13 protein-coding genes and 1 tRNA gene are annotated in these 22,018 nt (G+C 72.3%); 2 read left to right on the top strand and 12 right to left on the bottom strand.

Annotated features, from left to right (window positions below):
• Window positions 1-43: 43 nt before the first annotated feature.
• Entirely contained in the window at window positions 44-1,795 is a 1,752-nt protein-coding gene (locus OTB19_RS20935) for a bifunctional 3'-5' exonuclease/DNA polymerase (RefSeq protein ID WP_267799882.1), read from the top strand.
• Between the two features lie 138 nt (window positions 1,796-1,933).
• Here the strand turns inward: OTB19_RS20935 and OTB19_RS20930 are convergent, their stop codons facing one another.
• From OTB19_RS20930 to bldG, 12 genes are all read right to left on the bottom strand, one after another.
• Window positions 1,934-2,434: a GNAT family N-acetyltransferase gene (locus OTB19_RS20930; RefSeq protein WP_267799881.1), complete on the bottom strand. Its 501-nt coding sequence runs from the start codon at window positions 2,432-2,434 to the stop codon at window positions 1,934-1,936.
• A 199-nt stretch (window positions 2,435-2,633) separates the two neighbouring features.
• Window positions 2,634-2,707: transfer RNA gene (locus OTB19_RS20925), tRNA-Thr, on the bottom strand.
• 170 nt (window positions 2,708-2,877) lie between these two features.
• Window positions 2,878-4,464, bottom strand: coding sequence for an alpha/beta hydrolase (locus OTB19_RS20920; protein WP_267799880.1), 1,587 nt, complete (start codon window positions 4,462-4,464; stop codon window positions 2,878-2,880).
• Window positions 4,465-4,658: 194 nt separating this feature from the next.
• Window positions 4,659-5,870: a DNA polymerase III subunit delta' gene (locus tag OTB19_RS20915; protein WP_267799879.1), complete on the bottom strand. Its 1,212-nt coding sequence runs from the start codon at window positions 5,868-5,870 to the stop codon at window positions 4,659-4,661.
• A 140-nt stretch (window positions 5,871-6,010) separates the two neighbouring features.
• Window positions 6,011-9,241, bottom strand: coding sequence for a dTMP kinase (gene tmk / locus OTB19_RS20910; protein WP_267799878.1), 3,231 nt, complete (start codon window positions 9,239-9,241; stop codon window positions 6,011-6,013).
• A 213-nt stretch (window positions 9,242-9,454) separates the two neighbouring features.
• Entirely contained in the window at window positions 9,455-12,277 is a 2,823-nt protein-coding gene (gene topA / locus OTB19_RS20905; RefSeq protein ID WP_267799877.1) for a type I DNA topoisomerase, read from the bottom strand.
• Window positions 12,278-12,555: 278 nt separating this feature from the next.
• On the bottom strand, window positions 12,556-12,753 hold the full coding sequence (locus OTB19_RS20900; protein WP_267799876.1) for a hypothetical protein: 198 nt from the start codon (window positions 12,751-12,753) through the stop codon (window positions 12,556-12,558).
• Window positions 12,754-12,922: 169 nt separating this feature from the next.
• On the bottom strand, window positions 12,923-14,437 hold the full coding sequence (locus tag OTB19_RS20895; protein ID WP_267799875.1) for a DUF7059 domain-containing protein: 1,515 nt from the start codon (window positions 14,435-14,437) through the stop codon (window positions 12,923-12,925).
• Window positions 14,438-14,696: 259 nt separating this feature from the next.
• The gene (locus tag OTB19_RS20890) at window positions 14,697-15,260 is read right to left on the bottom strand and encodes a small secreted protein (RefSeq protein ID WP_267799874.1); all 564 of its coding nucleotides are present in this window, start codon (window positions 15,258-15,260) and stop codon (window positions 14,697-14,699) included.
• A 196-nt stretch (window positions 15,261-15,456) separates the two neighbouring features.
• Entirely contained in the window at window positions 15,457-17,859 is a 2,403-nt protein-coding gene (locus OTB19_RS20885) for a sodium-translocating pyrophosphatase (RefSeq protein WP_267799873.1), read from the bottom strand.
• Between the two features lie 533 nt (window positions 17,860-18,392).
• Window positions 18,393-18,833 (bottom strand): ATP-binding protein, encoded by a 441-nt coding sequence (locus OTB19_RS20880; RefSeq protein ID WP_267799872.1) that lies wholly within the window; start codon window positions 18,831-18,833, stop codon window positions 18,393-18,395.
• Window positions 18,834-18,958: 125 nt separating this feature from the next.
• On the bottom strand, window positions 18,959-19,300 hold the full coding sequence (gene bldG / locus OTB19_RS20875; RefSeq protein ID WP_008743037.1) for an anti-sigma factor antagonist BldG: 342 nt from the start codon (window positions 19,298-19,300) through the stop codon (window positions 18,959-18,961).
• 81 nt (window positions 19,301-19,381) lie between these two features.
• Between bldG and OTB19_RS20870 the strand changes: the two genes are divergently transcribed.
• Window positions 19,382-21,835, top strand: a complete 2,454-nt coding sequence (locus OTB19_RS20870; RefSeq protein ID WP_267799871.1) for a DEAD/DEAH box helicase — start codon at window positions 19,382-19,384, stop codon at window positions 21,833-21,835.
• The last annotated feature ends 183 nt before the right edge of the window (window positions 21,836-22,018 follow it).

Here is a 22,018-nt window from a genome sequence, read left to right as displayed (position 1 = left end):
GGGTGCGGGACCCCTGTCACACCCCGGTGGGACACTCGCGGACATGACCGACCGCACCCCCCGCTGGGCCCTCGCCGAGGACGGCGACGGCTGGTGGCACGCCGCACCCATCGAACCCGGCGGGACCGGCGAGGCCGGCGGGGTTGGCAGTACCGGCGGGGGCAGCGGTGTCGGCGGGACCGCGACGGCCGGGGCACCGGCGGTGCGCGCGCGGCAGGTCGCCGAGGCCGTACGCGCGGCCCCGGACGGCACCCGGTGGGTGTGGCGCTCCACCGCCGCCGTGTACCCGCGCCTGCTCGCCGCCGGGGTCCGCGTCGAACGGTGCTACGACATCGAGAACGCCGAACTGCTGCTCCTGCGCCACGAGGGCCGCTTCGGCGAGCCCCGCTCGGCCGCCGCCGCCTGGGCCCGGCTGGAGGGCCGGCCCGTACCGCCGGATCCCCCGCAACGCGCGGCCGAGCCCGGTGCCCAGGATTCCCTCTTCGAGCCACAGCCCGCCCCGGTCCCCCTGGACGCCCTGATCGCCGTCCACGCCGACCAGGTGGAACGGCACGACGCCACCGCCCACCCCGACCGGATGCGGCTCCTCACCACGGCCGAGTCGGCCGCGTTCCTGGTGGCCTCCGAGATGCACCGCGCGGGCCTTCCCTGGCGGGCCGACACGCACCGCGCCCTGCTCACCGAGCTGCTCGGCGAGCGGTACGCGGGCAGCGGGCAACCCCGCCGGCTCGCGGAGCTGGCCGACGAGGTGTCGGCCGCGTTCGGCCGCCGGGTGCGCCCCGATCTGCCCGCCGACGTCGTCAAGGCCTTCGCCGAGACCGGCATCAAGCTCAAGTCCACCCGCCGCTGGGAGATCCAGGAGCTGGACCACCCGGCCGTGAAGCCGCTGATCGAGTTCAAGAAGCTGTACCGGATCCACACCGCCCACGGCTGGTCCTGGCTCGCGGACTGGGTCCACGACGGCCGCTTCCGCCCCGAGTTCATCCCCGGAGGCACCCTGACCGGCCGCTGGGTCACCAACGGCGGCGGGGCCCTGCAGATCCCCAAGGTGATCCGGCGGGCCGTCGTCGCGGACCCCGGCTGGCGGCTCGTCGTCGCGGACGCCGACCAGATGGAGCCCCGGGTACTGGCCGCGATCTCCCGCGACCCGGCGTTCATGGAGGTCGCGGGCCGTCCCGAGGACCTCTACACCGCCATCTCCCGGCAGGGCTTCTCCGGGAACCGGGACATGGCCAAACTGGCCGTCCTCGGCGCGGTGTACGGGCAGACCTCGGGCGACGGCCTGAAGAACCTGGCCGCACTCCGACGCCGCTTCCCCCGGGCCGTGGCGTACGTCGACGACGCCGCGCGCGCAGGCGAGGAGGGGCGGCTCGTGCGGACCTGGCTCGGCCGGACCTGCCCGCCCCCGGTCTCCGCCGCCGACACGGACCCGGACGGCGAGGCCGGCGTGCCGCAGGACCGGGACGACGGCTGGACCCCGAGCTACGCCTCGACCAACACCCGTGCGCGCGGCCGGTTCACCCGGAACTTCGTCGTCCAGGGCAGTGCGGCGGACTGGGCGCTCCTGCTGCTCGCGGCGCTGCGGCAGTCCATCGCCGCCGCCGGGATGCGGGCCGAGCTGGTGTTCTTCCAGCACGACGAGGTCATCGTGCACTGCCCGGCGGAGGAGGCCGAAGCCGTCGCGGAGGCCATCCGCGCCGCCGGTGACCGGGCCGGGCGCATCGCCTTCGGCGACACCCCGGTCCGGTTCCCGTTCACCACGGCGGTCGTGGAGTGCTACGCGGACGCGAAGTGAACCCCCCGGCGTGGCGACCCGCCTGACGCGGTCGCCGCGCGGCGGCGTTTCACGTGAAACACCGCCGTCCCGAAGGCCGTTCGGGACCCGGGCCCGCAGCCCGTTCGGGACGGGCAGCCGTTCGGAGCCGGGTGCGGGTCAGTCGAGGCCGTGGAAGTAGACGTGGAACGCGTCGCGTTCGAAGCCCTCCGACTCGTACAGCCCCTGGGCGATGTGGTTGTCGTAGGCGGTCTCCAGCTGTACGCCGGAGACCCCGGCCTCGGCCGCACGGCGCAGCACCTCGCGCAGCAGCGCCCGGCCCGCGCCGGTACGCCGACCGGCCGGGGCGACGTACAGGTCGTACAGGATCCACATGGGCCGCATGGAGAGGGAGGAGAAGGTGCGGTAGACCTGGGCGAAGCCGACCGTCCCGATCTCCGGTACCTCGGCGAGCAGGACGAGCGACTCGTCCTTGCGGATGCGCTCGGCGAGGAAGGCCCGCGGCTGGTCGGGGTCCTCGACGGTCACCTCGTAGAAGTCCAGATAACCGCGGAACAGCTCGGCGGCGATCGGAACGTCCGCCTCGCCCGCGACGCGCAGAACGACCCCGGCGCCTTCCTGCGGATCCTGAGTGGCGTGCTCCGCGGCCTGTCCGTGCATGTCTGTTCTCCCTCGTCCGTTCCTCACGGACGACCCTAATCCGCAGGCACCACGAGCCCGGTGCGGGGGCTCGGCCCCTCCCGCCCCGCAGGCCCGACCGGTTGAACCTCGCGCCCCCCGGCCGAGGCCCCCACCCAACCCGCCCCCGGGAAAAGCAAAAGCCCCAGGTCACGGCGAGTGAGTCCTGAGGCTTCTACAGAGCCGCCTTCGGGATTCGAACCCGAGACCTACGCATTACGAGTGCGTTGCTCTGGCCAACTGAGCTAAGGCGGCACCGCTGGGAGACGAGAATTCCCCCGAAGGGACGCTCTCATCAGCAGCGGCGCCAAGTCTACAGGGTTAAACCGGGTGCCCTGAACCGGGTTGTCCGGCGTTCGGAAAACAGCAACAAACCCGGACAGAAGGTCCGCCCGTGGGAGGTCCATGCGCCGCGCGCGGGCCCGTCAGCACTTGGTGCCGTCCTTCGGCGCCTTGTCTTCCAGCAGGTACGTGTTGATCGCGGTGTCGATGCAGTCGCTGCCGCGTCCGTACGCCGTGTGTCCGTCGCCGTCGTACGTCAGGAGCGTGCCCGAGTCGAGCTGGCCCGCCAGCGCCTGCGCCCACTTGTACGGGGTCGCCGGGTCCCGGCTGGTGCCCACCACCACGATCGGCGCGGCACCCTTGGCCTCCAGCGCCCGCGCCGATCCGGTCGGCTTCACCGGCCAGTACGTGCAGTTCAGCGAGGCCCACGCGAGCCCCGCGCCGAAGACCGGCGAGGCCTTCTCGAAGGAGGGCAGCGCCGCTTGGGCGGCCTCCGGCCCGGAGAAGGCAGGCGGCTGGTCGAGGCAGTTCACGGCGGCGTTGGCGAACATCAGGTTCGCGTACGTGCCGTCCGCCTCGCGCTCGTAGTAGCTGTCGGCGAGCGCCAGCAGGCCGGCGCCGTCGCCGTTCATCGCCGAGGTGAGCGCCTCGCGCAGTTGCGGCCACGCGCTCTCGTCGTACAGCGCGGCGATCACCCCGGTCGTCGCGAGCGACTCCCCGAGGGGGCGGGCCGGGTCTCCCGAGGGCACCGGCTGGGCGTCCAGCTTGCGGAAGAACTCGTTCAGCCGCTGCGCCACCGCGTCCGGGTCGCCCGAGCCGAGCGGGCACTCCGGCTGCTTCGCGCAGTCCTTGGCGAAGGACCGGAACGCCGTCTCGAATCCGGCCGTCTGGTCCCGGTTGAGTTCGAGCGCGGGCCTGGACGGGTCCATCGCCCCGTCCAGGACCAGCCGGCCGACCCGGCCCGGGAAGAGGTCCGCGTACGTCGCCCCCAGGAACGTGCCGTACGAGGCTCCGACGTACGACAGCTTCTCGTCGCCCAGCGCCGCCCTGAGGATGTCCATGTCCCGGGCGGCCTCGACGGTGGAGACATGCGGCAGGACCCGCTGCGAGCGCGTCCTGCAGCCCGTCGCGAACTTCTTGAACGCCGCCACCAGCAGGGCCTGCTCCGCCTTGTCGTCCGGCGTCTGGTCCACCTGGGTGAACCGGTCCATCTCCGGCCCGGACAGGCACTCGACGGGGCTGCTGCGCTCCACTCCGCGCGGGTCGAAGGACACCATGTCGTACCGGGCCCGCACGGCCGCCGGGTAGCCGATGCCCGCGTACGCCTGGAGGTACCCGATGCCCGACCCGCCGGGCCCGCCCGGATTGACCACGAGCGAGCCGAGCCGCTTGCCCGGGCCGGTGGCCACGCGGCGGGCCACCGCGATGTCGATGGACTGCGCCGAACCGGGGGTACCGGGGTTCGCGTAGTCCAGCGGCGCTTTCATGGTGGAGCACTGGAAACCGGGGACACCGCAGTCGCGCCAGCTCGGCTTCTGCTCGTAGTACGGACGCAGTGCGGCCGGGACGGCGGCCGGCGCGGCCGTCCCGGTGGACTTCGGCGCGGAACTCCCGGACGAGGACGCGGCGGCGCGGGTTCCCCCGGATCCCTCCGAGGTACACCCGGCAAGCAGCAGCCCGGCGGCTGCGATCACGGTCCCGGTGGTTCGCAGCAGGCGACTGGTGTCCATGCGGCGAGCCTAAGGCCTGCCGGGACACCCGGCCGGGCTCCGCCGGTCCGGGCCGGCCGACCGCCGCCCGGGCACGGGCCACCACCGGCGCGGGCCGGGAGTGTCACGGCCGCCGCGCCGGAACGCTCGTACGGGTGAACAGGTCAACGGACGGCGGGCGACGAACACCCGCCGGCGGCGTCCGGCCGCACGGTTCAGCCCGCGCGCAGCGCCATCGTCATGGCCTCGACGGCGAGCAGCGGGGCCACGTTCCGGTCGAGGGCCTCCCGGCAGCCGATGATCGCCTCGATGCGCCGCAGCGTGCGCTCCGGACCCGAGTCACGGGCGATCCGGTCCAGGTCGCCCCGTATCTCCTCATTGGCGATGGCGAGGCCCGAGCCGAGTTGGAGGGCCAGCACGTCCCGGTAGAAGCCGGTGAGGTCGGTGAGCGCCAGGTCGAGGCTGTCGCGCTGGGTACGGGTGCGGCGGCGCTTCTGCCGGTCCTCCAGCTCCTTCATGACGCCCGCCGTGCCCCTCGGCATCCTGCTGCCCGCGCCCGCTCCGGCCCCGAGCGCGGCCCGCAGTTCCTCGGTCTCCTTGGTGTCGACCTCCTCCGCGAGGTACTTGGCGTCCTCGGCGGCGGCGTCGACGAGTTCCTGGGCGGCCTTGAGGCATTCACCCACGTCGTCCACCCGGAGCGGCAGTCTGAGCACGGCGCTGCGCCGCGTCCGGGCCGCCTCGTCGGTGGCCAGTCGGCGGGCCCGGCCGATGTGCCCCTGCGTCGCCCGGGCGGCCGCGGCGGCGAGGGCGGGCTCGATGCCGTCACGGCGCATCAGCACCTCGGCGACGGCGGCCACGGGCGGAGTGCGCAGGGTCAGGTGCCGGCAGCGGGAACGGATGGTGGGCAACACGTCCTCCAGGGAGGGCGCGCACAGCAGCCACACCGTCCGCGGAGCCGGTTCCTCGACGGCCTTGAGCAGGACGTTGCCGGCGCCTTCGGTGAGTCGGTCGGCGTCCTCCAGGACGATGACCTGCCAGCGCCCGACGGCCGGCGACAGCTGGGCCCGGCGGACCAAGGCGCGGGTCTCCTTCACACCGATGGACAGCAGATCGGTACGGACGATCTCCACATCGGCGTGCGTGCCGATCACGGTGGTGTGGCAGCCGTCGCAGAAGCCGCAGCCCGGTTCCCCGCCGAGGGCGCGGTCGGGGCTGGTGCACTGGAGGGCCGCCGCGAAGGCGCGGGCGGCGGTGGCCCGGCCCGATCCCGGCGGGCCGGTGAACAGCCAGGCGTGGGTCATCTTGGACCCGGCGGGCTGCGGCGTCCCCTCCGACGTGGCCGTGACCTGGGCGTCGGCGACACGGGCGGCGGCAGCGAGCTGCGTCTGCACGCGCTCCTGACCCACCAGGTCGTCCCATACGGGCATCCCGCCCACCACCTTTCACTGTCCGTGCGTACCTGTGTACATTCTGACGGACGGCACTGACACCGACGGCGCCACACCGCCCGCTCCGCCGGCACCGCCCACACCCGGAGCGCCTGAGCGCCTTGAGCGCCCGAGCGCCCTCAGCGGCGGCGACCCCGGCGGTCCTCGTCGTCCTCGTCGTCCTTGCGCGGGCCCAGCAGTTCGTCCGCCAGGGTCGGCAGGTCGTCCATCGGGGTGGCCTCGGCCCAGTCCGACGGTGCCCGACGCGGCCGCCCCTCGTCGTCGACGACGGGAAGCTCGCGGGTCACGTCGTCCTCGCGGTCGGCGTTCGCGCCCCGGCCTCGGTTCCCGGGCTCCCGGAAGATGTCCGAGGGCACCCGGTCGGCGGGGTTCTCCTGGGGGCGGCGGACCGTCGGCCGGGAGGCGGACGGGGTCTGACCGGAGGGCGCCGGGGCCTGCCGGGCGGGGCCGTCGGCGGGTCCCGCGTCACGGACCGGCGGCAGCACCGAGGTCTCCGCGGCCGGATCGACCTTCGGCACGGGGACGGTCTGTGTGACGTCGTCGGGCTGCACGAACCGCTTGACCACCGGGGTCTCCACCGTGATGGCGTCGTCCGGGTGCGGGTTCTTGCGCATGCCGATCTTGGGCGCGGGCGCCTGCGCCGGGGCATCGGCGGGCGCGGGTGCCGGGGCCGGTGCCGGCGGCGGCGGCGTGGCGGCGGCCTGGGCAGCCGCGCGAGCCGCCGAGGCGGCGGCCGAGGCCTCCGCCAAGCGGCGTGCTTCCTCGGCCCTGAGCAGGGCCTCCTCGGCACGGCGCTGCTTCTCCAGCCGACGGTCCTCGGCCTCGGCGCGCAGCCTGGCCTCCTCCTCCGCCCGGGCGCGCAGTCGCTCGGCCTCCGCCGCGCGGGCCTTCTCCTCGGCTTCCGCGCGCAGGCGCTCGACCTCGGCCCGGGCCCGGGCCTCCTCGGCGACGCGCCGGCGCTCCTCTTCCGCCTTGCGGGCGGCCTCTTCCTCGGCGAGCCGCCGTGCCTCCGCCGCCTCGGCCTCGGCCTTGACCCGGGCCTCCTCGGCCTCGCGGGCCTTGCGGGCCTCCGTCTCGACGCGCACCCGCTCTTCCTCGGCCTTGCGTGCCGCCTCTTCCTCCGCCTTGCGCTTCGCCTCGGCCTCGGCGAGCCGCCGGGCTTCGAGCTGCGCCGCGATCTCCTGCTCGGAGAGCGGAAGCATCCGGTCCAGACGGTGCCGGACGACGGTGGTCACCGAGCCCGGGTCCTGGCCCGCGTCCACCACCAGGTAGCGCCCGGGGTCGGCCGCGGCCAGCGTCAGGAACCCGGAGCGCACGCGCCGGTGGAACTCCGCGGGCTCCGACTCCAGCCGGTCCGGCGCCTCGGTGAACCGCTCCCGGGCCGTCTCCGGCGACACGTCGAGCAGCACGGTCAGGTTCGGTACGAGCCCACCCGTGGCCCAGCGGGAGATCCGGGCGATCTCGGTCGGGGACAGGTCGCGGCCGGCGCCCTGGTAGGCCACGGAGGAGTCGATGTAGCGGTCGGAGATGACCACGGCGCCCCGCTCCAGGGCGGGCCGGACCACGGTGTCCACGTGCTCGGCACGGTCGGCGGCGTACAGCAGTGCCTCGGCGCGGTTCGACAGCCCGGCCGAGGACACGTCGAGCAGGATCGAGCGCAGCCGCTTGCCGACCGGGGTGGCTCCCGGCTCGCGCGTGACGACGACCTCGTGGCCCTTGCCCCGTATCCAGTCGGCCAGCGCCTCCACCTGGGTGGACTTGCCGGCGCCGTCACCGCCTTCCAGGGCGATGAAGAAGCCGGTGGCGGAGGCGGCCTGGAGCGGTTCCCCGCCGCGCAGCGCCTCGCGCAGGTCGCGTCGCAGCGGTACTCCGCTGCGGTCGTCGGCCTTGGTCAGCACCACCACGGCGACGGGCAGCAGCAGCGCGCCGACCAGCATCAGGGTGAAGGCCGCGCCGCCGTGGGAGAAGACGACCTCGCCGCCGTCCAGCCGGTGCGGGCCGATCGCGGCGGCGAGCAGCGGGGCGGCCACCGCCCCGACGGCCACGGCCACCCGCACGACGGCCTGGAGGTGCTCGGTGACCCGGGCCCGGCGGAATTCCTCGGTCTCCTGGTCCAGCAGGGTGTGCGCGGTGTTGGCGGCGGTACCGGCGGCGGTGCCCGCGAGCAGGGCCAGGAACAGCCCGGTCGCCATGTCCGGGACCAGCCCGACGAGCAGCAGCGCGAGCCCGGTCACCGCTATGGCGAGGGCGAGCAGCCGGCGCCGTGACAGGGCGGGCAGGATCTTGCCGGCCTGGGTCGCGCGGATGCCGAGGCCGGTGCCGCCGACCAGCGCGAGGACCAGCAGGGCGTACGAAGCGGGCCCGCCGCCCAAGTCGAAGCCGTGCAGTACGGAGACGGCGGCGGCGGAGGCCACCGCTCCGGCGACGGCGGCGGAGGCCAGGACGAGCAGCGGGACGGCGCCCGTACGGCCCTTGTCGGGACGGTCGCCGGCCTTGGGGGCGCGCAGCCCCTCCAGCGGGGAGCGCGGGCGCGGGGTCTTCGTGCCGGGCAGCACCAGGGGAAGCAGCAGGGACACGGACGCGGCGAACAGACCGGCGGCCACGTAGGACCCCAGGGCGGCCTGGTTCGCGGCGAACCACTCCACGCCGAGGCCCAGCGCACGGCCGACCAGCGTCGAGGCGAGCAGCGCGGCGGCCGCGACGGGCAGCGCCGCGAAGGCGGTGCGCAGGGTCAGGCGCCGCAGCGTGTCGAGGTGGTCCGGGAGCGGCCGTACGGTCGCCCCTTCCGGCGGCGGCGGGGGCAGCAGGGCGGGAGCCGCGCTGTCCTTGGCCAGGGTCCACAGCCGTTCGGCGGCCCCGGACACGAAGACGGTGGCCAGCAGCGCGGTCATGGCGTGCACCGGGATCCAGTCCAGCCAGAGGGGGGCGACGACGAACAGTGCGATCCGGACCCCGTCGGCGCCGACCATCGTCCAGCGGCGGTCGAGCCTGCCCCCGGGGGCGGTCAGCTTGGCGAGCGGCCCGAGGAGCACGGCCCCGAAGAGCACGGTGGCCACGACCCGGACCCCGAACACGGCCGCGACGGCAAAGGCCGCTCCGCGGAACCCGTCCCCGAAGGTTCCCTCGGAGACCGCCGCCTGATAGGCCAGCAACACCAGGACCAGCAGGGCGAGGGCATCGCCGATGCCGCTCACCAACTGGGCACTCCACAAACGCCGCAGTCTGGGGGTGCGCAGCAGGGCACGCACCGCGCGCTCGCGGGAGTCCGCGGCCAGGGCTTCGTCGTGGGTGGCGTTCTCGTCGGCGGTCTCGGTGTCGGTCACGACCGTCGGCTGCTCGGCTCGCGTCATCCGCCCAGCCTATCCGCTGTGCATCGTGGCTGCGGAGGCCTGTGGACAACCCCGGGTGTGACCCCGCACCCACCCCTTCGCCCGGAAACCGAAGGGCCCCCGCGCGGCATGCGCGGGGGCCCTTCACGGCTCGACTCACCCGGTTCGACCAACCGATCGACCGGCCGACCTGCCGATCGACAACCGACCGTCCGATCGTCCGACCTGAGGCGGCTAGTCGTCCGACGCCGCCGGAGCGGTCGTCGCCTTCTTCGCCACCGTCTTCTTCGCGGCCGTCTTGGTCGCGGTGGCCTTCTTCGCCGTCGTCGTCTTCTTGGCCGCCGTCTTCTTGGCGGTCGTCGTGGCCTTCTTGGCGGGCGCCTTCTTCGCCGGGGCCTTCTTGGCCGTCTTCTTCACCGGCCCCTTCGCCCGCTTCTCGGCGAGCAGTTCGTAGCCGCGCTCGGGCGTGATCGTCTCGACGTCGTCGTCCCGCCGCAGCGTCGCGTTCGTCTCGCCGTCCGTCACGTACGGACCGAAGCGGCCGTCCTTGACCACCACCGGCTTCTCGCTCACCGGGTCGGTGCCCAGCTCCTTCAGCGGGGGCTTGGCCGCGGCCCGTCCGCGCTGCTTCGGCTGCGCGTAGATGGCGAGCGCCTCGTCCAGCGTGATCGAGAACAGCTGGCCCTCGGTCTCCAGGGACCGCGAGTCCGTGCCCTTCTTCAGGTACGGGCCGTAGCGGCCGTTCTGGGCCGTGATCTCCACGCCCTCCGCGTCGGCTCCGACGACCCTGGGCAGGGACATCAGCTTGAGCGCCTCGTCCAGGGTGACCGTGTCCAGGCTCATCGACTGGAACAGCGAGGCCGTCCGCGGCTTGACCGCGTTCTTGCCGGTCTTCGGGGTGCCCTCGGGCAGGATCTCCGTCACGTAGGGCCCGTAGCGGCCGTCCTTCGCGACGATCTGGTTCCCGCTGACGGGGTCGGTGCCCAGCTCGAACTCGCCGCTCGGCTTCGCGAAGAGTTCCTCCGCGTACTCCACCGTGAGCTCGTCGGGAGCCATGTCGTCCGGGACGTCGGCCCGCTGGTGGCCTTCGGCGTCCTTCTCGCCGCGCTCCACGTACGGCCCGTAGCGGCCCACGCGCAGCACGATTCCCTCGCCGACGGGGAAGGAGGAGATCTCCCGGGCGTCGATGGCGCCGAGGTCGGTGACGAGTTCCTTGAGACCACCGAGGTGGTCGCCGTCGGCCGGTACGACCTCGGACGCGTCCTCGGCGCCGAAGTAGAACCGCTTCAGCCACGGCACGGACTGGGCCTCGCCCCGCGCGATGCGGTCGAGGTCGTCCTCCATCTTCGCCGTGAAGTCGTAGTCGACGAGCCGGCCGAAGTGCGTCTCCAGCAGGTTGACCACGGCGAACGACAGGAAGGACGGCACGAGGGCCGTGCCCTTCTTGAAGACGTAACCGCGGTCGAGGATGGTGCCGATGATCGACGCGTAGGTCGAGGGGCGGCCGATCTCGCGCTCTTCCAGCTCCTTGACCAGCGAGGCCTCGGTGTACCGGGCCGGCGGCTTGGTCGAGTGGCCGTCCACCGTGATCTCCTCGGCCGACAGCGCGTCGCCCTCGGCGACCTGCGGCAGCCGCTTCTCACGGTCGTCGAGCTCGGCGTTCGGGTCGTCCGCGCCCTCGACGTAGGCCTTCATGAAGCCGTGGAAGGTGATCGTCTTGCCGGACGCGCTGAACTCGGCGTCACGGCCGTCGGCGGCGCGCCCACCGATCTTCACGGTCACGGAGTTTCCGACCGCGTCCTTCATCTGGGAGGCGACGGTCCGCTTCCAGATGAGTTCGTACAGACGGAACTGGTCGCCGGTCAGACCGGTCTCGGCCGGAGTGCGGAAACGATCTCCCGAGGGGCGGATCGCCTCGTGCGCCTCCTGCGCGTTCTTGACCTTGCCGGCGTACACGCGCGGCTTCTCCGGCAGGTAGTCGGCTCCGTAGAGCTGGGTGACCTGCGCCCGCGCCGCGTTCACCGCGGTGTCGGAGAGCGTCGTGGAGTCGGTACGCATATAGGTGATGAAGCCGTTCTCGTACAGCTTCTGCGCCACCTGCATCGTCGCCTTCGCACCGAAGCCGAGCTTGCGCGAGGCCTCCTGCTGGAGCGTCGTCGTGCGGAACGGGGCGTACGGGGAACGGCGGTACGGCTTCGACTCGACCGAGCGGACGGCGAACGAAGCGCTCTCCAGCGCGGCGGCGAGCGCCCGGGCGCCGGCCTCGTCGAGGTGCAGGACCTCGCTCTTGAGCTTGCCGTTCGAACCGAAGTCACGGCCCTGGGCGACGCGCTTGCCGTCCACCGTGTTCAGGCGGGCGACCAGCGTCGAGGGGTCGGAGGCGTCACCGGCGCGGCCGGTGGCGAAGGTGCCGGTCAGGTCCCAGTACTCGGCGGAACGGAAGGCGATGCGCTCGCGCTCCCGCTCGACGACGAGACGGGTGGCCACCGACTGGACGCGGCCCGCCGACAGCTTCGGCATGACCTTCTTCCACAGGACCGGCGAGACCTCGTAGCCGTAGAGGCGGTCGAGGATGCGTCGGGTCTCCTGGGCGTCGACCATGCGCTGGTTGAGCTCGCGCGGGTTGGCGACGGCGTCGCGGATCGCGTCCTTGGTGATCTCGTGGAAGACCATCCGGTGGACGGGGACCTTGGGCTTGAGGACTTCCTGCAGGTGCCACGCGATGGCTTCGCCCTCGCGGTCCTCATCGGTGGCGAGGAAGAGTTCGTCGGACTCGGCCAGCAGCTCCTTGAGCTTCCTGACCTGGGCCTTCTTGTCCGCATTGACGACGTAGATCGGCGCGAAGTCGTGTTCGACGTCCACGCCGAGACGACGGACCTCGCCGGTGTACTTGTCGGGAACCTCGGCCGCGCCACTGGGGAGGTCGCGGATGTGCCCGACGCTCGCCTCGACGACGTATCCCGGGCCGAGGTAGCCCTTGATCGTCTTCGCCTTGGCAGGGGACTCGACGATGACGAGTCGGCGGCCGCCCTTTGCGGTCTCGCTAGTCGGGGACAACTTGGCTCTTCTCTCCGGTCGGCACTCGGTCGCGGTACGGCGACGCTGCGGAGTGTGACGGTACAACCCGCACCCGTGTCAAACGGCACAAGCCCGCAACGGCCACTCGAACGGTAACCCGACAAGTGCCGTTTCTGCCGCCCGGATGCCACGGCGGAACCCTCACGGTCACCAGGCAGAGTGGCCTGGGGGCCGTCTGGCCCCTGCCCGCGCACCGCCGCCGGACCCTTTCGACGTCGGGTTTCCCACTCGGAGGAACATCATCCGGGACGGCCGCCTCAGAACCGCTGGAGGCACCAGACGCCGAGGGCCAGCGAGCCGGATCCGGACAGGAGCGCGAGGGGCACGGCGACGGCGGGGCGTACGCCCTCGGCCACCGGCGCACGGTGCAGGGCACGCGCCCCCGTCCAGCCGAGCAGAGCGGCTCCGAACAGCAGGAACACGAGCGCGGAGAAGATCGCCGGACCGCGTTCCATGCCGTTCCCCCCTTGCCTTCGGGCCGCTTCGGGATCCCCCCGGACCCCGCTGCCAGGGAGCCTGCCGGCCGAGGGGGTACGGCAGGCGAACCCCGGGTTACATCACGGCTTCGACATCGACGCCCGCGGCCCGCGGGCCCCCGCCGACCCGGTCCCGGCCCCCCCGGGCCTACGGCGCGGGATCGCGCACGGGGTCCAGGAAGCCCTGCTCCACCAGCATCCGGATCGCCTCCGGGGTCCGGTCCCGCAGCACGACCGGGTCCTCCTGCATCAGCTGGGCGATGGCATCCAGGATCCGGCCCGCGCTGAGTGAGCCGTCACACACTCCGGCGAACCCGGCCCCGACGGTGTCCACCTTCGTGGCCCGGCGCATTCCGCGGTTCTGCCGGAGCACGACGTGTTCGGGGTCCTCGGCCCCGGGCGCGCCGACCTGCTCCTGGACGATCTCCTCGGCCAGTACGAAGTACCCCGCCAGCAGCGCCGCGTCGTCGTGTTCGCGCAGGTAGTCCTGCCGGGCGAAATGCGCCAGGACGGCGTCGCCCAGCGGCTGCTCCACCGAGTGCGGCCACTCCTCGACCACGATGGACGGCTCGGCCGCGTCCGTCCGGCGCAGGGTGATCCAGCCGAAGCCGACGGCCTTGGTCTTGCGGGCCTCGAACTCGTCCAGCCAGTCCTCGTAGCGGCGCTCGTACTCGGCGGGATCGCTGCGGTGGTCGCCCGCGTCGCGGAGCCACAGTTCCGCGTACTGCGTCACGTCCTGCACGTCGCGCTGCACGATCCACGCGTCGCAGCCGCGCGGCACCCAGGAGCGGAGCCGGTCGTGCCAGTCCTCGCCCTCCACGTGCTGCCAGTTCCCGAGGAACTGCGCGTACCCGCCCGGGTTCAGCCGCTCGCCGGCCTGCTGGACCAGGGTCCGGCACAGGTCGTCGCCGCCCATCCCGCCGTCGCGGTACGTGAGGCGGGCGCCGGGGGAGATCACGAAGGGCGGGTTCGACACGATCAGGTCGTAGGTGGTGTCGCCGACCGGCTCGAAGAGGGAACCGGCGAGCAGTTCGGCCTCGGCCTCCCCGGACAACGCCAACGTCAACCGGGTGAACTCCAGGGCCCTCGGGTTGACGTCGGTGGCCGTGACCCGCGTCGCGTGCCGGGCCGCGTGCAGGGCCTGGATGCCCGATCCGGTGCCGACGTCGAGCGCCGAACCCACGGGGGCGCGGACGGTGATTCCGGCCAATGTCGTGGAGGCGCCGCCGACTCCCAGGACCACGCCCTCCTCACGACGGCCGATGCCGCCGGCCCCGCCCACGGCGCAACCGAGGTCGGAGACGATGAACCAGTCCTCGCCGTCCGGGCCGCCGTACGGGCGCACGTCGACGGTGGCGTACACCTCGTCGCCGTCCCGCCGCAGCCAGCCGTCCTCCAGCACCGCATCGACGGGAAGCGCCGCGCGGGCGTGTTCGTACGACACGGACTGCCGGAGCAGGAACAGCCGGACCAGGCTCGCGAGCGGATCGTCCGCGCGGCCTCGGGTGGCGCGCAGGGCGGGAACCGTCTCGCTGCGGGCCAACGCGGCGTAGGCGGGGGCGCCGAGCAGGTCGAGCAGCCCGTCGGCGGTGAAACCGGCGGCCAGCAGGGCGGTGCGCAGCGCGGCGGCACGGTCGGGCGAGGGAAGGCTGGTGGTACTCACGCGTCCATTGTGGCCGCCGGCCCCGGCAATCGTGGCGGCCCACCCCGGGCATTCGGTGCGCACCACGCGCCCGGACCCGGATCGGGCGGCGCCCACGCCCCGACCGAGGAGCGATCAAAGGCAACGGGGGGCGATCGGGGCGGGAAACACCGACGGGGCGGGCGGCGTCCGCTGAGGACCCCGCCCGCCCCGTTCGACGTGCGTCCGTGCACGGGACGGCGGCGTTCCGGGGTCACCCCCCGGCTCCGCCGCGTCCGCTCTAGCCGGCCGTCGTCGTCTGGACCTGGCAGCCCGGCTGACCGTTCATCGCCTTGTCCAGGCCTCCGGCCTTCAGCTTGTCCAGGGCTTCCTTGCCGCCCTGGGTCGCCGCCTCCAGTCCGCCGGCCACGTCCTTGAGGCCCTCGGCGAACTTCGTCTGGTCCTTGACGTCGAGGGCGTCCATCTTCACCTTGAGGTCGGCGTAGCCCTTGGAGGTCGCCGCGAAGCCCTGGACGGCGGCGGTCTGGGTCTCCTCGCCGCCCTTGACCGGCGGAACTCCCGCCCCGGTCAGGGCGGTCCCCATGGACTTGTAGGCGTCGGACATGACCTGGAACGCCGCCGAGTCGGTCTGCTGGACCTCCTCCGGCTTGCTGCTCTCCGTGGCCACGCGCTTGATGTCGACGTTGGAGCTTTCGATCTTCTTGAGTTGGGGTCCCCACGCGTCACAGACCTTCTTGGCCCAGGCGTCGGTCTTCTTCTGCCCGTCGTCCTCGCCGCCGCATCCGGACAGCACGAGCATCAGCACCGCACCGCCGGACACTGCGGCCGCAAACTTCTTGTTCACCGGATTGGTCCCTTCGAAGACTCTCGGCCCGGAAGATACACGCCCACCCTGGGCGGACACGGAAAGGCGGACGGGCGGCGCGTCAGTCCGCGCCGCCCGTCCGCCGTTCGGGCGTACCCTCGAACCCCCTGCGGAACATGCCGCAGGGGGTTCGGCGTACCGGCCGGGAGCCGCTCGGGCCCCTGCTCGGGGAGGGTCAGGAAACCACCGCGGGATCTGTGGGTTGCGCCACTCGCTCGGCCGCGCCGTCCTCGCCCTCGTCACCCACGGCGATGCCGCGCCGCTTGGACACGTACACCGCGCCGATGATGACGGCGATGGCCAGGACCGCGACGATCGCCCGCACGGTCGGGCTGGTGTCGTCGCCGTAGCTGAACTGCACGATGGCCGGGGCGATCAGCAGGGCCACGAGGTTCATCACCTTGAGCAGCGGGTTGATGGCCGGGCCGGCGGTGTCCTTGAACGGGTCGCCGACGGTGTCGCCGATGACGACCGCGGCGTGGGCCTCGCTGCCCTTGCCTCCGTGGTGACCGTCCTCGACGAGCTTCTTCGCGTTGTCCCACGCGCCACCGGAGTTGGCGAGGAAGACCGCCATCAGGGTGCCGGTGCCGATGGCGCCCGCGAGGAACGAGCCGAGCGCGCCGACACCGAGCGAGAAGCCGACCGCGATCGGGGTGAGCACGGCGAGCAGGCCGGGCGTGGCGAGTTCGCGCAGTGCGTCCTTGGTGCAGATGTCCACGACGCGCCCGTACTCGGGCTTCTCGGTGTAGTCCATGATCCCGGGATGCTCGCGGAACTGCCGACGCACTTCGTAGACGACGGCGCCCGCGGAGCGGGAGACGGCGTTGATGGCGAGTCCGGAGAACAGGAACACGACGGCCGCGCCCAGGATCAGGCCGACCAGGTTGTTGGGCTGCGCGATGTCGAGGCTGAGGTTCATCTCCCCGGCCTTGGCACCGACTTGCTTGACCGCGGTGGCGATGGCGTCGTTGTACGAGCCGAAGAGCGCGGCGGCGGCGAGCACGGCGGTGGCGATCGCGATGCCCTTGGTGATGGCCTTGGTGGTGTTGCCGACGGCGTCCAGGTCGGTCAGGACCTGCGCGCCGGCGCCTTCGACGTCACCGGACATCTCGGCGATGCCCTGCGCGTTGTCCGAGACCGGTCCGAAGGTGTCCATGGCGACGATGACACCGACGGTGGTCAGCAGGCCGGTGCCGGCCAGGGCCACCGCGAAGAGCGCCAGCATGATCGAGGTGCCGCCGAGCAGGAAGGCCCCGTAGACGCCGAGGCCGATGAGCAGCGCGGTGTAGACGGCGGACTCCAGGCCGACCGAGATGCCGGCGAGGACGACGGTGGCCGCGCCGGTCAGCGAGGACTTGCCGATGTCCCGTACGGGGCGCCGGCTGGTCTCGGTGAAGTAGCCGGTCAGCTGCTGGATCAGGGCGGCGAGCACGATGCCGATGGCGACGGCGATGACGGCCAGGATCCGCGGGTCCCCGGAGTGGTTGAGGATCGCCGGGTCCTCGACTCCGACGAGCTCCTTGTAGGTGGACGGCAGGTACGCGTAGACGGCGATCCCGACGAGCACCAGGGAGATCGCGGCGGAGATGAAGAAGCCGCGGTTGATGGCGGTCATCCCGCTGCGGTCGGATCGGCGCGGGGACACCGCGAAGATGCCGATCATGGCGGTGACGACGCCGATGGCGGGGACGATCAGCGGGAACGCCAGGCCCAGGTCGCCGAAGGCGACCTTGCCGAGGATCAGCGCGGCCACGAGGGTGACGGCGTAGGACTCGAAGAGGTCGGCCGCCATGCCGGCGCAGTCGCCGACGTTGTCGCCCACGTTGTCGGCGATGGTCGCGGCATTGCGGGGGTCGTCCTCCGGAATGCCCTGCTCGACCTTGCCGACCAGGTCGGCGCCGACGTCGGCGGCCTTGGTGAAGATGCCGCCGCCGACACGCATGAACATGGCGATCAGTGCGGCGCCGAGCCCGAAGCCCTCCAGGACCTTGGGGGCGTCGGCGGCGTAGACGAGCACGACGCAGGAGGCGCCGAGCAGGCCGAGGCCGACGGTGAACATGCCGACCACGCCACCGGTGCGGAAGGCGATCCTCATGGCCTTGTGGGCCACTTCGGTCAGGTCCTTGGCGGGTTCGCCCTCGGCGGGGGTCGCCTCCCGCGCGGCGGCGGCCACGCGGACGTTCGCACGGACCGCGAGGCGCATGCCGATGTAGCCGGTGGCGGCCGAGAAGAGCGCGCCGACGAGGAAGAAGGCGGAGCGGCCCGCCCGCTGCGACCAGTCGTCGGCGGGGAGCAGGAAGAGCAGGAAGAAGACCACGACGGCGAAGACGCCCAGGGTGCGCAGTTGGCGTCCGAGGTAGGCGTTGGCGCCTTCCTGAACGGCGGCGGCGATCTCCTTCATGCCGGTGGTGCCCTCGTCCGCGGCGAGCACCTGGCGGACCAGGATCTGCGCGACGACGAGTGCGAGAAGTGCGACCGCTGCAATCACGATCACGATCAGCCGATTGTCATCGGTGAGTACTGCGGCGGCCAGATCGGAGTTGCCGATCGGCGCGTTGGGGGTGAAGAGCCCCGTCATTCGTCCTCCTTGACGTGATGAGCTCAAGATGTGGACGGATTGTAGGGAGCGCGACCTGATCAAAACAGTGGGCGGGAAACGTAATTGGCCTGCTCTTGCTCCTCAGCAATAGATCACGTCACTCCATTACCCTCGAAAGCAGTAATGGGGCAAAGGCGTTGACGCATGGTCATCGATCCGGCAATTCATGTCCGGGCAGCGGAAAAGGCCCTGCGGAGCAGGGCCTTTGAAGATCGGACGATGTGAAAGTAGTCCCGTCCGGGGGCCGCCCAGCCGGCGCGCGAAGCGGTACGGACCCGTCCGTCGGACGCGACACGACGGGGGCGGGGAGACGTGCGGGATCGGGGAGACGTACGGGATCCGGCGCCCGGCAGGTCCGGGGCGCGGAAAGGCGCGGCGTCGAGGACGCGTGCGAGAACACAGGGCCGGGCACCGAGGCGGCTCCGACACCCGGGCGCAGGAAAGATCCGACGTGCCGGCCGAAAATCGACCCTCAAGGGGCCATTCCGGTGAATGAGACCCTGGCGGGACCTCTAAGGGAGCGTGGAAACCTTCGCCACGGGCCAGCTCATCCTGATGGTGCCGCCGGCTTCACCGCTGGTCACCTCGACGTCGTCGACGAGCCCGCTGATCACGGCGAGACCCATCTCGTCCTCGCCCTCGTTGTCCGGGTCCAAGGCGGCGGCGATGCCCGACACGGCCTCCGCGGAACCGCCGGCCGGACCGGGAACGTCGTCGCCGACCTCGATGGAGAAAACTTTCTCCTCCTCGGTCAGGACGACCCGGACGGGCCCGGTCAGACCGTTGTTGCGGTGCAGCCCGACGGCGCGCGAGCAGGCCTCACCCACGGCGAGGCGGACCTCGTCGAGGACGGCTTCCTCCACACCGGCCCGACGCGCCACGGCGGCCGCGACCAGGCGGGCCGTCCGGACGTGTTCGGGCTGGGCGCTGAAGCGCAGTTCAACGGTGGCCATGCGCGTCCCCCTCGGACTCTGGGCGCGGACCAACGGGCGCGCCTTGACAGGGGCCCGGACCGACCGTGGTCCGGTACCCCCCGCTCCTCGTCGGCTTCTGACGGTGTTTCGGCCGCCTGAAACCGTCAGTCGGTGGCGTTGACGGCGTCTTCCACGGTCGTGTGGATCGGGAACACCTTGGTCAGACCGGTGATACGGAAGATCTTCAGGATGCGCTCCTGGTTGCAGACCAGACGCAGCGAGCCCTCGTGCGCACGAACACGCTTGAGGCCTCCCACGAGCACACCGAGGCCGGTGGAGTCGAGGAAGTCCACTCGCTCCATGTCGACAACCAAGTGGTAGCTGCCGTCGTTCACCAACTCCACCAACTGCTCGCGCAGCTTGGGCGCGGTATACACATCAATCTCGCCACCGACCTCTACGACCGTGCGGTCGCCGACAGTGCGAGTCGACAGGGACAGGTCCACGGATCCTCCAGCACCTTGCTATCGAGCGGCGCCCCCCAGGGGCCTCCCCATCCGAAGGTAGGAGAGGGATCGGCTGCCGCGATGGCATTCAATCACTTACCGGCAGGCGCGCACGACGCCTTGGGTCCATTGTCCCGCACGCCGGTGACACACTCGGTTCCAATGGCCAATACTCACCGTCCCGGTCGGCCCACGGCAGCCGCGGACTCTCGACCCACCCCGAGCACGGTCCTGGACCGGCTGGCACGGGGGCCTTCTCGAGCTGCGCGCATCACCCATACGGAGCACTTGCCCCCTCGGGCGGGTCGTCATGCGGTCTGGCCCGACCGCATCCGAACTGATGTCGTGGCGGCCATTCAGGCCGCCGGAATCGAACATCCGTGGGAGCACCAGGCCGCGGCGGCCGAGCACGCCCTGGAGGGCACGTCCGTGATCGTGGCCACCGGTACCGCCTCGGGCAAGTCGCTGGCCTATCTGGCCCCCGTCCTCTCCGCCCTCGCTGACGGCGCCGAGGCCCCCAACGGCCGGGGGGCAACCGCCCTGTACCTGGCCCCCACCAAGGCCCTGGCGGCCGACCAGCGGCGCGCAGTGCGGGAGCTGGCGGGCCCGCTGGGCAACGCGATCCGGCCCGCCGTCTACGACGGGGACACACCCTTCGAGGAACGCGAATGGGTGCGTCAGTACGCGAACTACGTGCTCACCAATCCCGACATGCTCCACCGCGGGATCCTCCCCGCCCATCCGCGCTGGTCCTCGTTCCTGAAGGCGCTGCGCTACGTGGTGATCGACGAGTGCCACAGCTACCGGGGGGTATTCGGCTCCCACGTGGCCCAGGTGCTGCGCCGGCTGCGGCGGCTGTGTGCCCGCTACGGCTCGGAACCCGTCTTCCTGCTGGCGTCCGCGACCTCCAGCGACCCGGCGACCTCCGCGTCCCGGCTGACCGGCCTGAAGGTCGTGGAGGTCGCCGACGACGCCTCACCGCGCGGCGAGGTGGTCTTCGCCCTGTGGGAGCCCCCGCTGACCGACATGAAGGGCGAGAAGGGCGCTCCCGTGCGCCGTACCGCCACCGCCGAGACCGCCGATCTGCTGACCGACCTGGTGGTGCAGGGGGTGCGCACGGTGGCCTTCGTGCGGTCCCGGCGCGGCGCCGAGCTGATCGCCGTGATCGCCCAGGAGCGGCTCGCCGAGGTGGACCGGTCGTTGCCGCCTCGGGTGGCCGCGTACCGGGGCGGTTACCTGCCCGAGGAGCGGCGCGCCCTGGAGCGGGCCCTGCACTCCGGGCAACTGCTGGGGCTGGCCGCCACCACCGCCCTGGAACTCGGCGTGGACGTCTCAGGCCTGGACGCGGTGCTGATCACCGGCTATCCCGGCACGCGGGCCTCGCTGTGGCAGCAGGCCGGGCGGGCCGGCCGCTCGGGACAGGGCGCCCTGGCCGTCCTGGTGGCCCGTGACGACCCGCTGGACACCTACCTGGTCCACCACCCCGAGGCGCTGTTCCGGCAGCCCGTGGAGGCCACCGTGCTGGATCCGGACAACCCGTACGTACTCGCCCCGCACCTGTGCGCGGCAGCCGCCGAGCTTCCGCTGACCGAGGCGGACCTGGAACTCTTCGGACCGGCGGCCGTCGGGCTCCTCCCGCAGCTGGAGGCGGCGAAGCTGCTGCGCCGCCGGGCCACGGCCTGGCACTGGACCCGACGGGAACGTGCCTCGGACCTGACCGACATCCGGGGCGGCGGGGGCCGTCCCGTGCAGATCGTGGAGGCGGCCACCGGCCGGCTGCTCGGCACCGTCGACGAGTCGGCCTCCCACACCGCCGTCCACGAGGGGGCCGTCCATCTCCACCAGGGCCGCACCTACCTGGTGAAGCACCTCGATCTGGAGGACTCGGTCGCGCTGGTGGAGCAGGCCGATCCGCCGTTTTCCACCACTGCCCGCGACACCACGTCCATCGCGGTGCTGGAGACCGAGAGCGAGATCCCTTGGGGCCAGGGCAGGCTCTGCTTCGGCTCCGTCGAGGTCACCAACCAGGTCGTCTCCTACCTGCGACGCAAGCTGATTTCCGGCGAGGTGCTCGGCGAGGCCAAGCTGGACCTGCCGCCGCGCACCCTGCGTACCCGAGCCGTGTGGTGGACGGTCACCGAGGACCAGCTCGACGAGGCCCGGATCAACCCGGAGATCCTCGGCGGCGCCCTGCACGCCGCCGAGCACGCCTCGATCGGTCTGCTCCCGCTGTTCGCCACCTGCGACCGCTGGGACATCGGCGGGGTGTCCGTCCCCCTGCATCCCGACACCCTGCTGCCCACGGTGTTCGTCTACGACGGCCACCCTGGCGGCGCCGGGTTCGCGGAACGCGCCTTCCGCACGGCCCGGGCGTGGCTGACGGCCACCCGCGACGCCATCGCGGCCTGCGAATGCGAGGCGGGCTGCCCCTCCTGCATCCAGTCGCCCAAGTGCGGCAACGGCAACGACCCCCTCCACAAACGCGGCGCCATCCGTCTGCTCACCCGCCTGCTCTCCGACGCCCCGGAAAGCTGAACCGGCACACGCCCCGTCAAGGCCGTCTCCGCCCGACCGTCCCCCTCGCCCCGGAAATCCGACGGGAGCCGATGGGCCGAACGGGTCACGCACGGCCCCGACCCGCCGCCCGAGACAAAGCCGTACAGCGACCCCGGCAACCGCCGCTGCGCTGGCCGGCAGGACCGTCACGTCGTCCGAGGC

Source organism: Streptomyces sp. H27-H5 (assembly GCF_026627505.1).
Classification (GTDB): Bacteria; Actinomycetota; Actinomycetes; order Streptomycetales; family Streptomycetaceae; genus Streptomyces.
Note: the sequence above shows the minus strand (reverse complement) of the source record. Positions and strands in the feature narration are given on the sequence as shown.

Bases quoted from the DNA above. Each gene is read 5' to 3' on its own strand.
- OTB19_RS20935 (WP_267799882.1), top strand. From the start codon at position 44: ATGACCGACCGCACCCCCCGCTGGGCCCTCGCCGAGGACGGCGACGGC.
- OTB19_RS20930 (WP_267799881.1), bottom strand. From the start codon at position 2,434: ATGCACGGACAGGCCGCGGAGCACGCCACTCAGGATCCGCAGGAAGGC.
- OTB19_RS20920 (WP_267799880.1), bottom strand. From the start codon at position 4,464: ATGGACACCAGTCGCCTGCTGCGAACCACCGGGACCGTGATCGCAGCC.
- OTB19_RS20915 (WP_267799879.1), bottom strand. From the start codon at position 5,870: ATGCCCGTATGGGACGACCTGGTGGGTCAGGAGCGCGTGCAGACGCAG.
- tmk (WP_267799878.1), bottom strand. From the start codon at position 9,241: ATGACGCGAGCCGAGCAGCCGACGGTCGTGACCGACACCGAGACCGCC.
- OTB19_RS20900 (WP_267799876.1), bottom strand. From the start codon at position 12,753: ATGGAACGCGGTCCGGCGATCTTCTCCGCGCTCGTGTTCCTGCTGTTC.
- OTB19_RS20885 (WP_267799873.1), bottom strand. From the start codon at position 17,859: ATGACGGGGCTCTTCACCCCCAACGCGCCGATCGGCAACTCCGATCTG.
- OTB19_RS20880 (WP_267799872.1), bottom strand. From the start codon at position 18,833: ATGGCCACCGTTGAACTGCGCTTCAGCGCCCAGCCCGAACACGTCCGG.
- OTB19_RS20870 (WP_267799871.1), top strand. From the start codon at position 19,382: ATGGCATTCAATCACTTACCGGCAGGCGCGCACGACGCCTTGGGTCCA.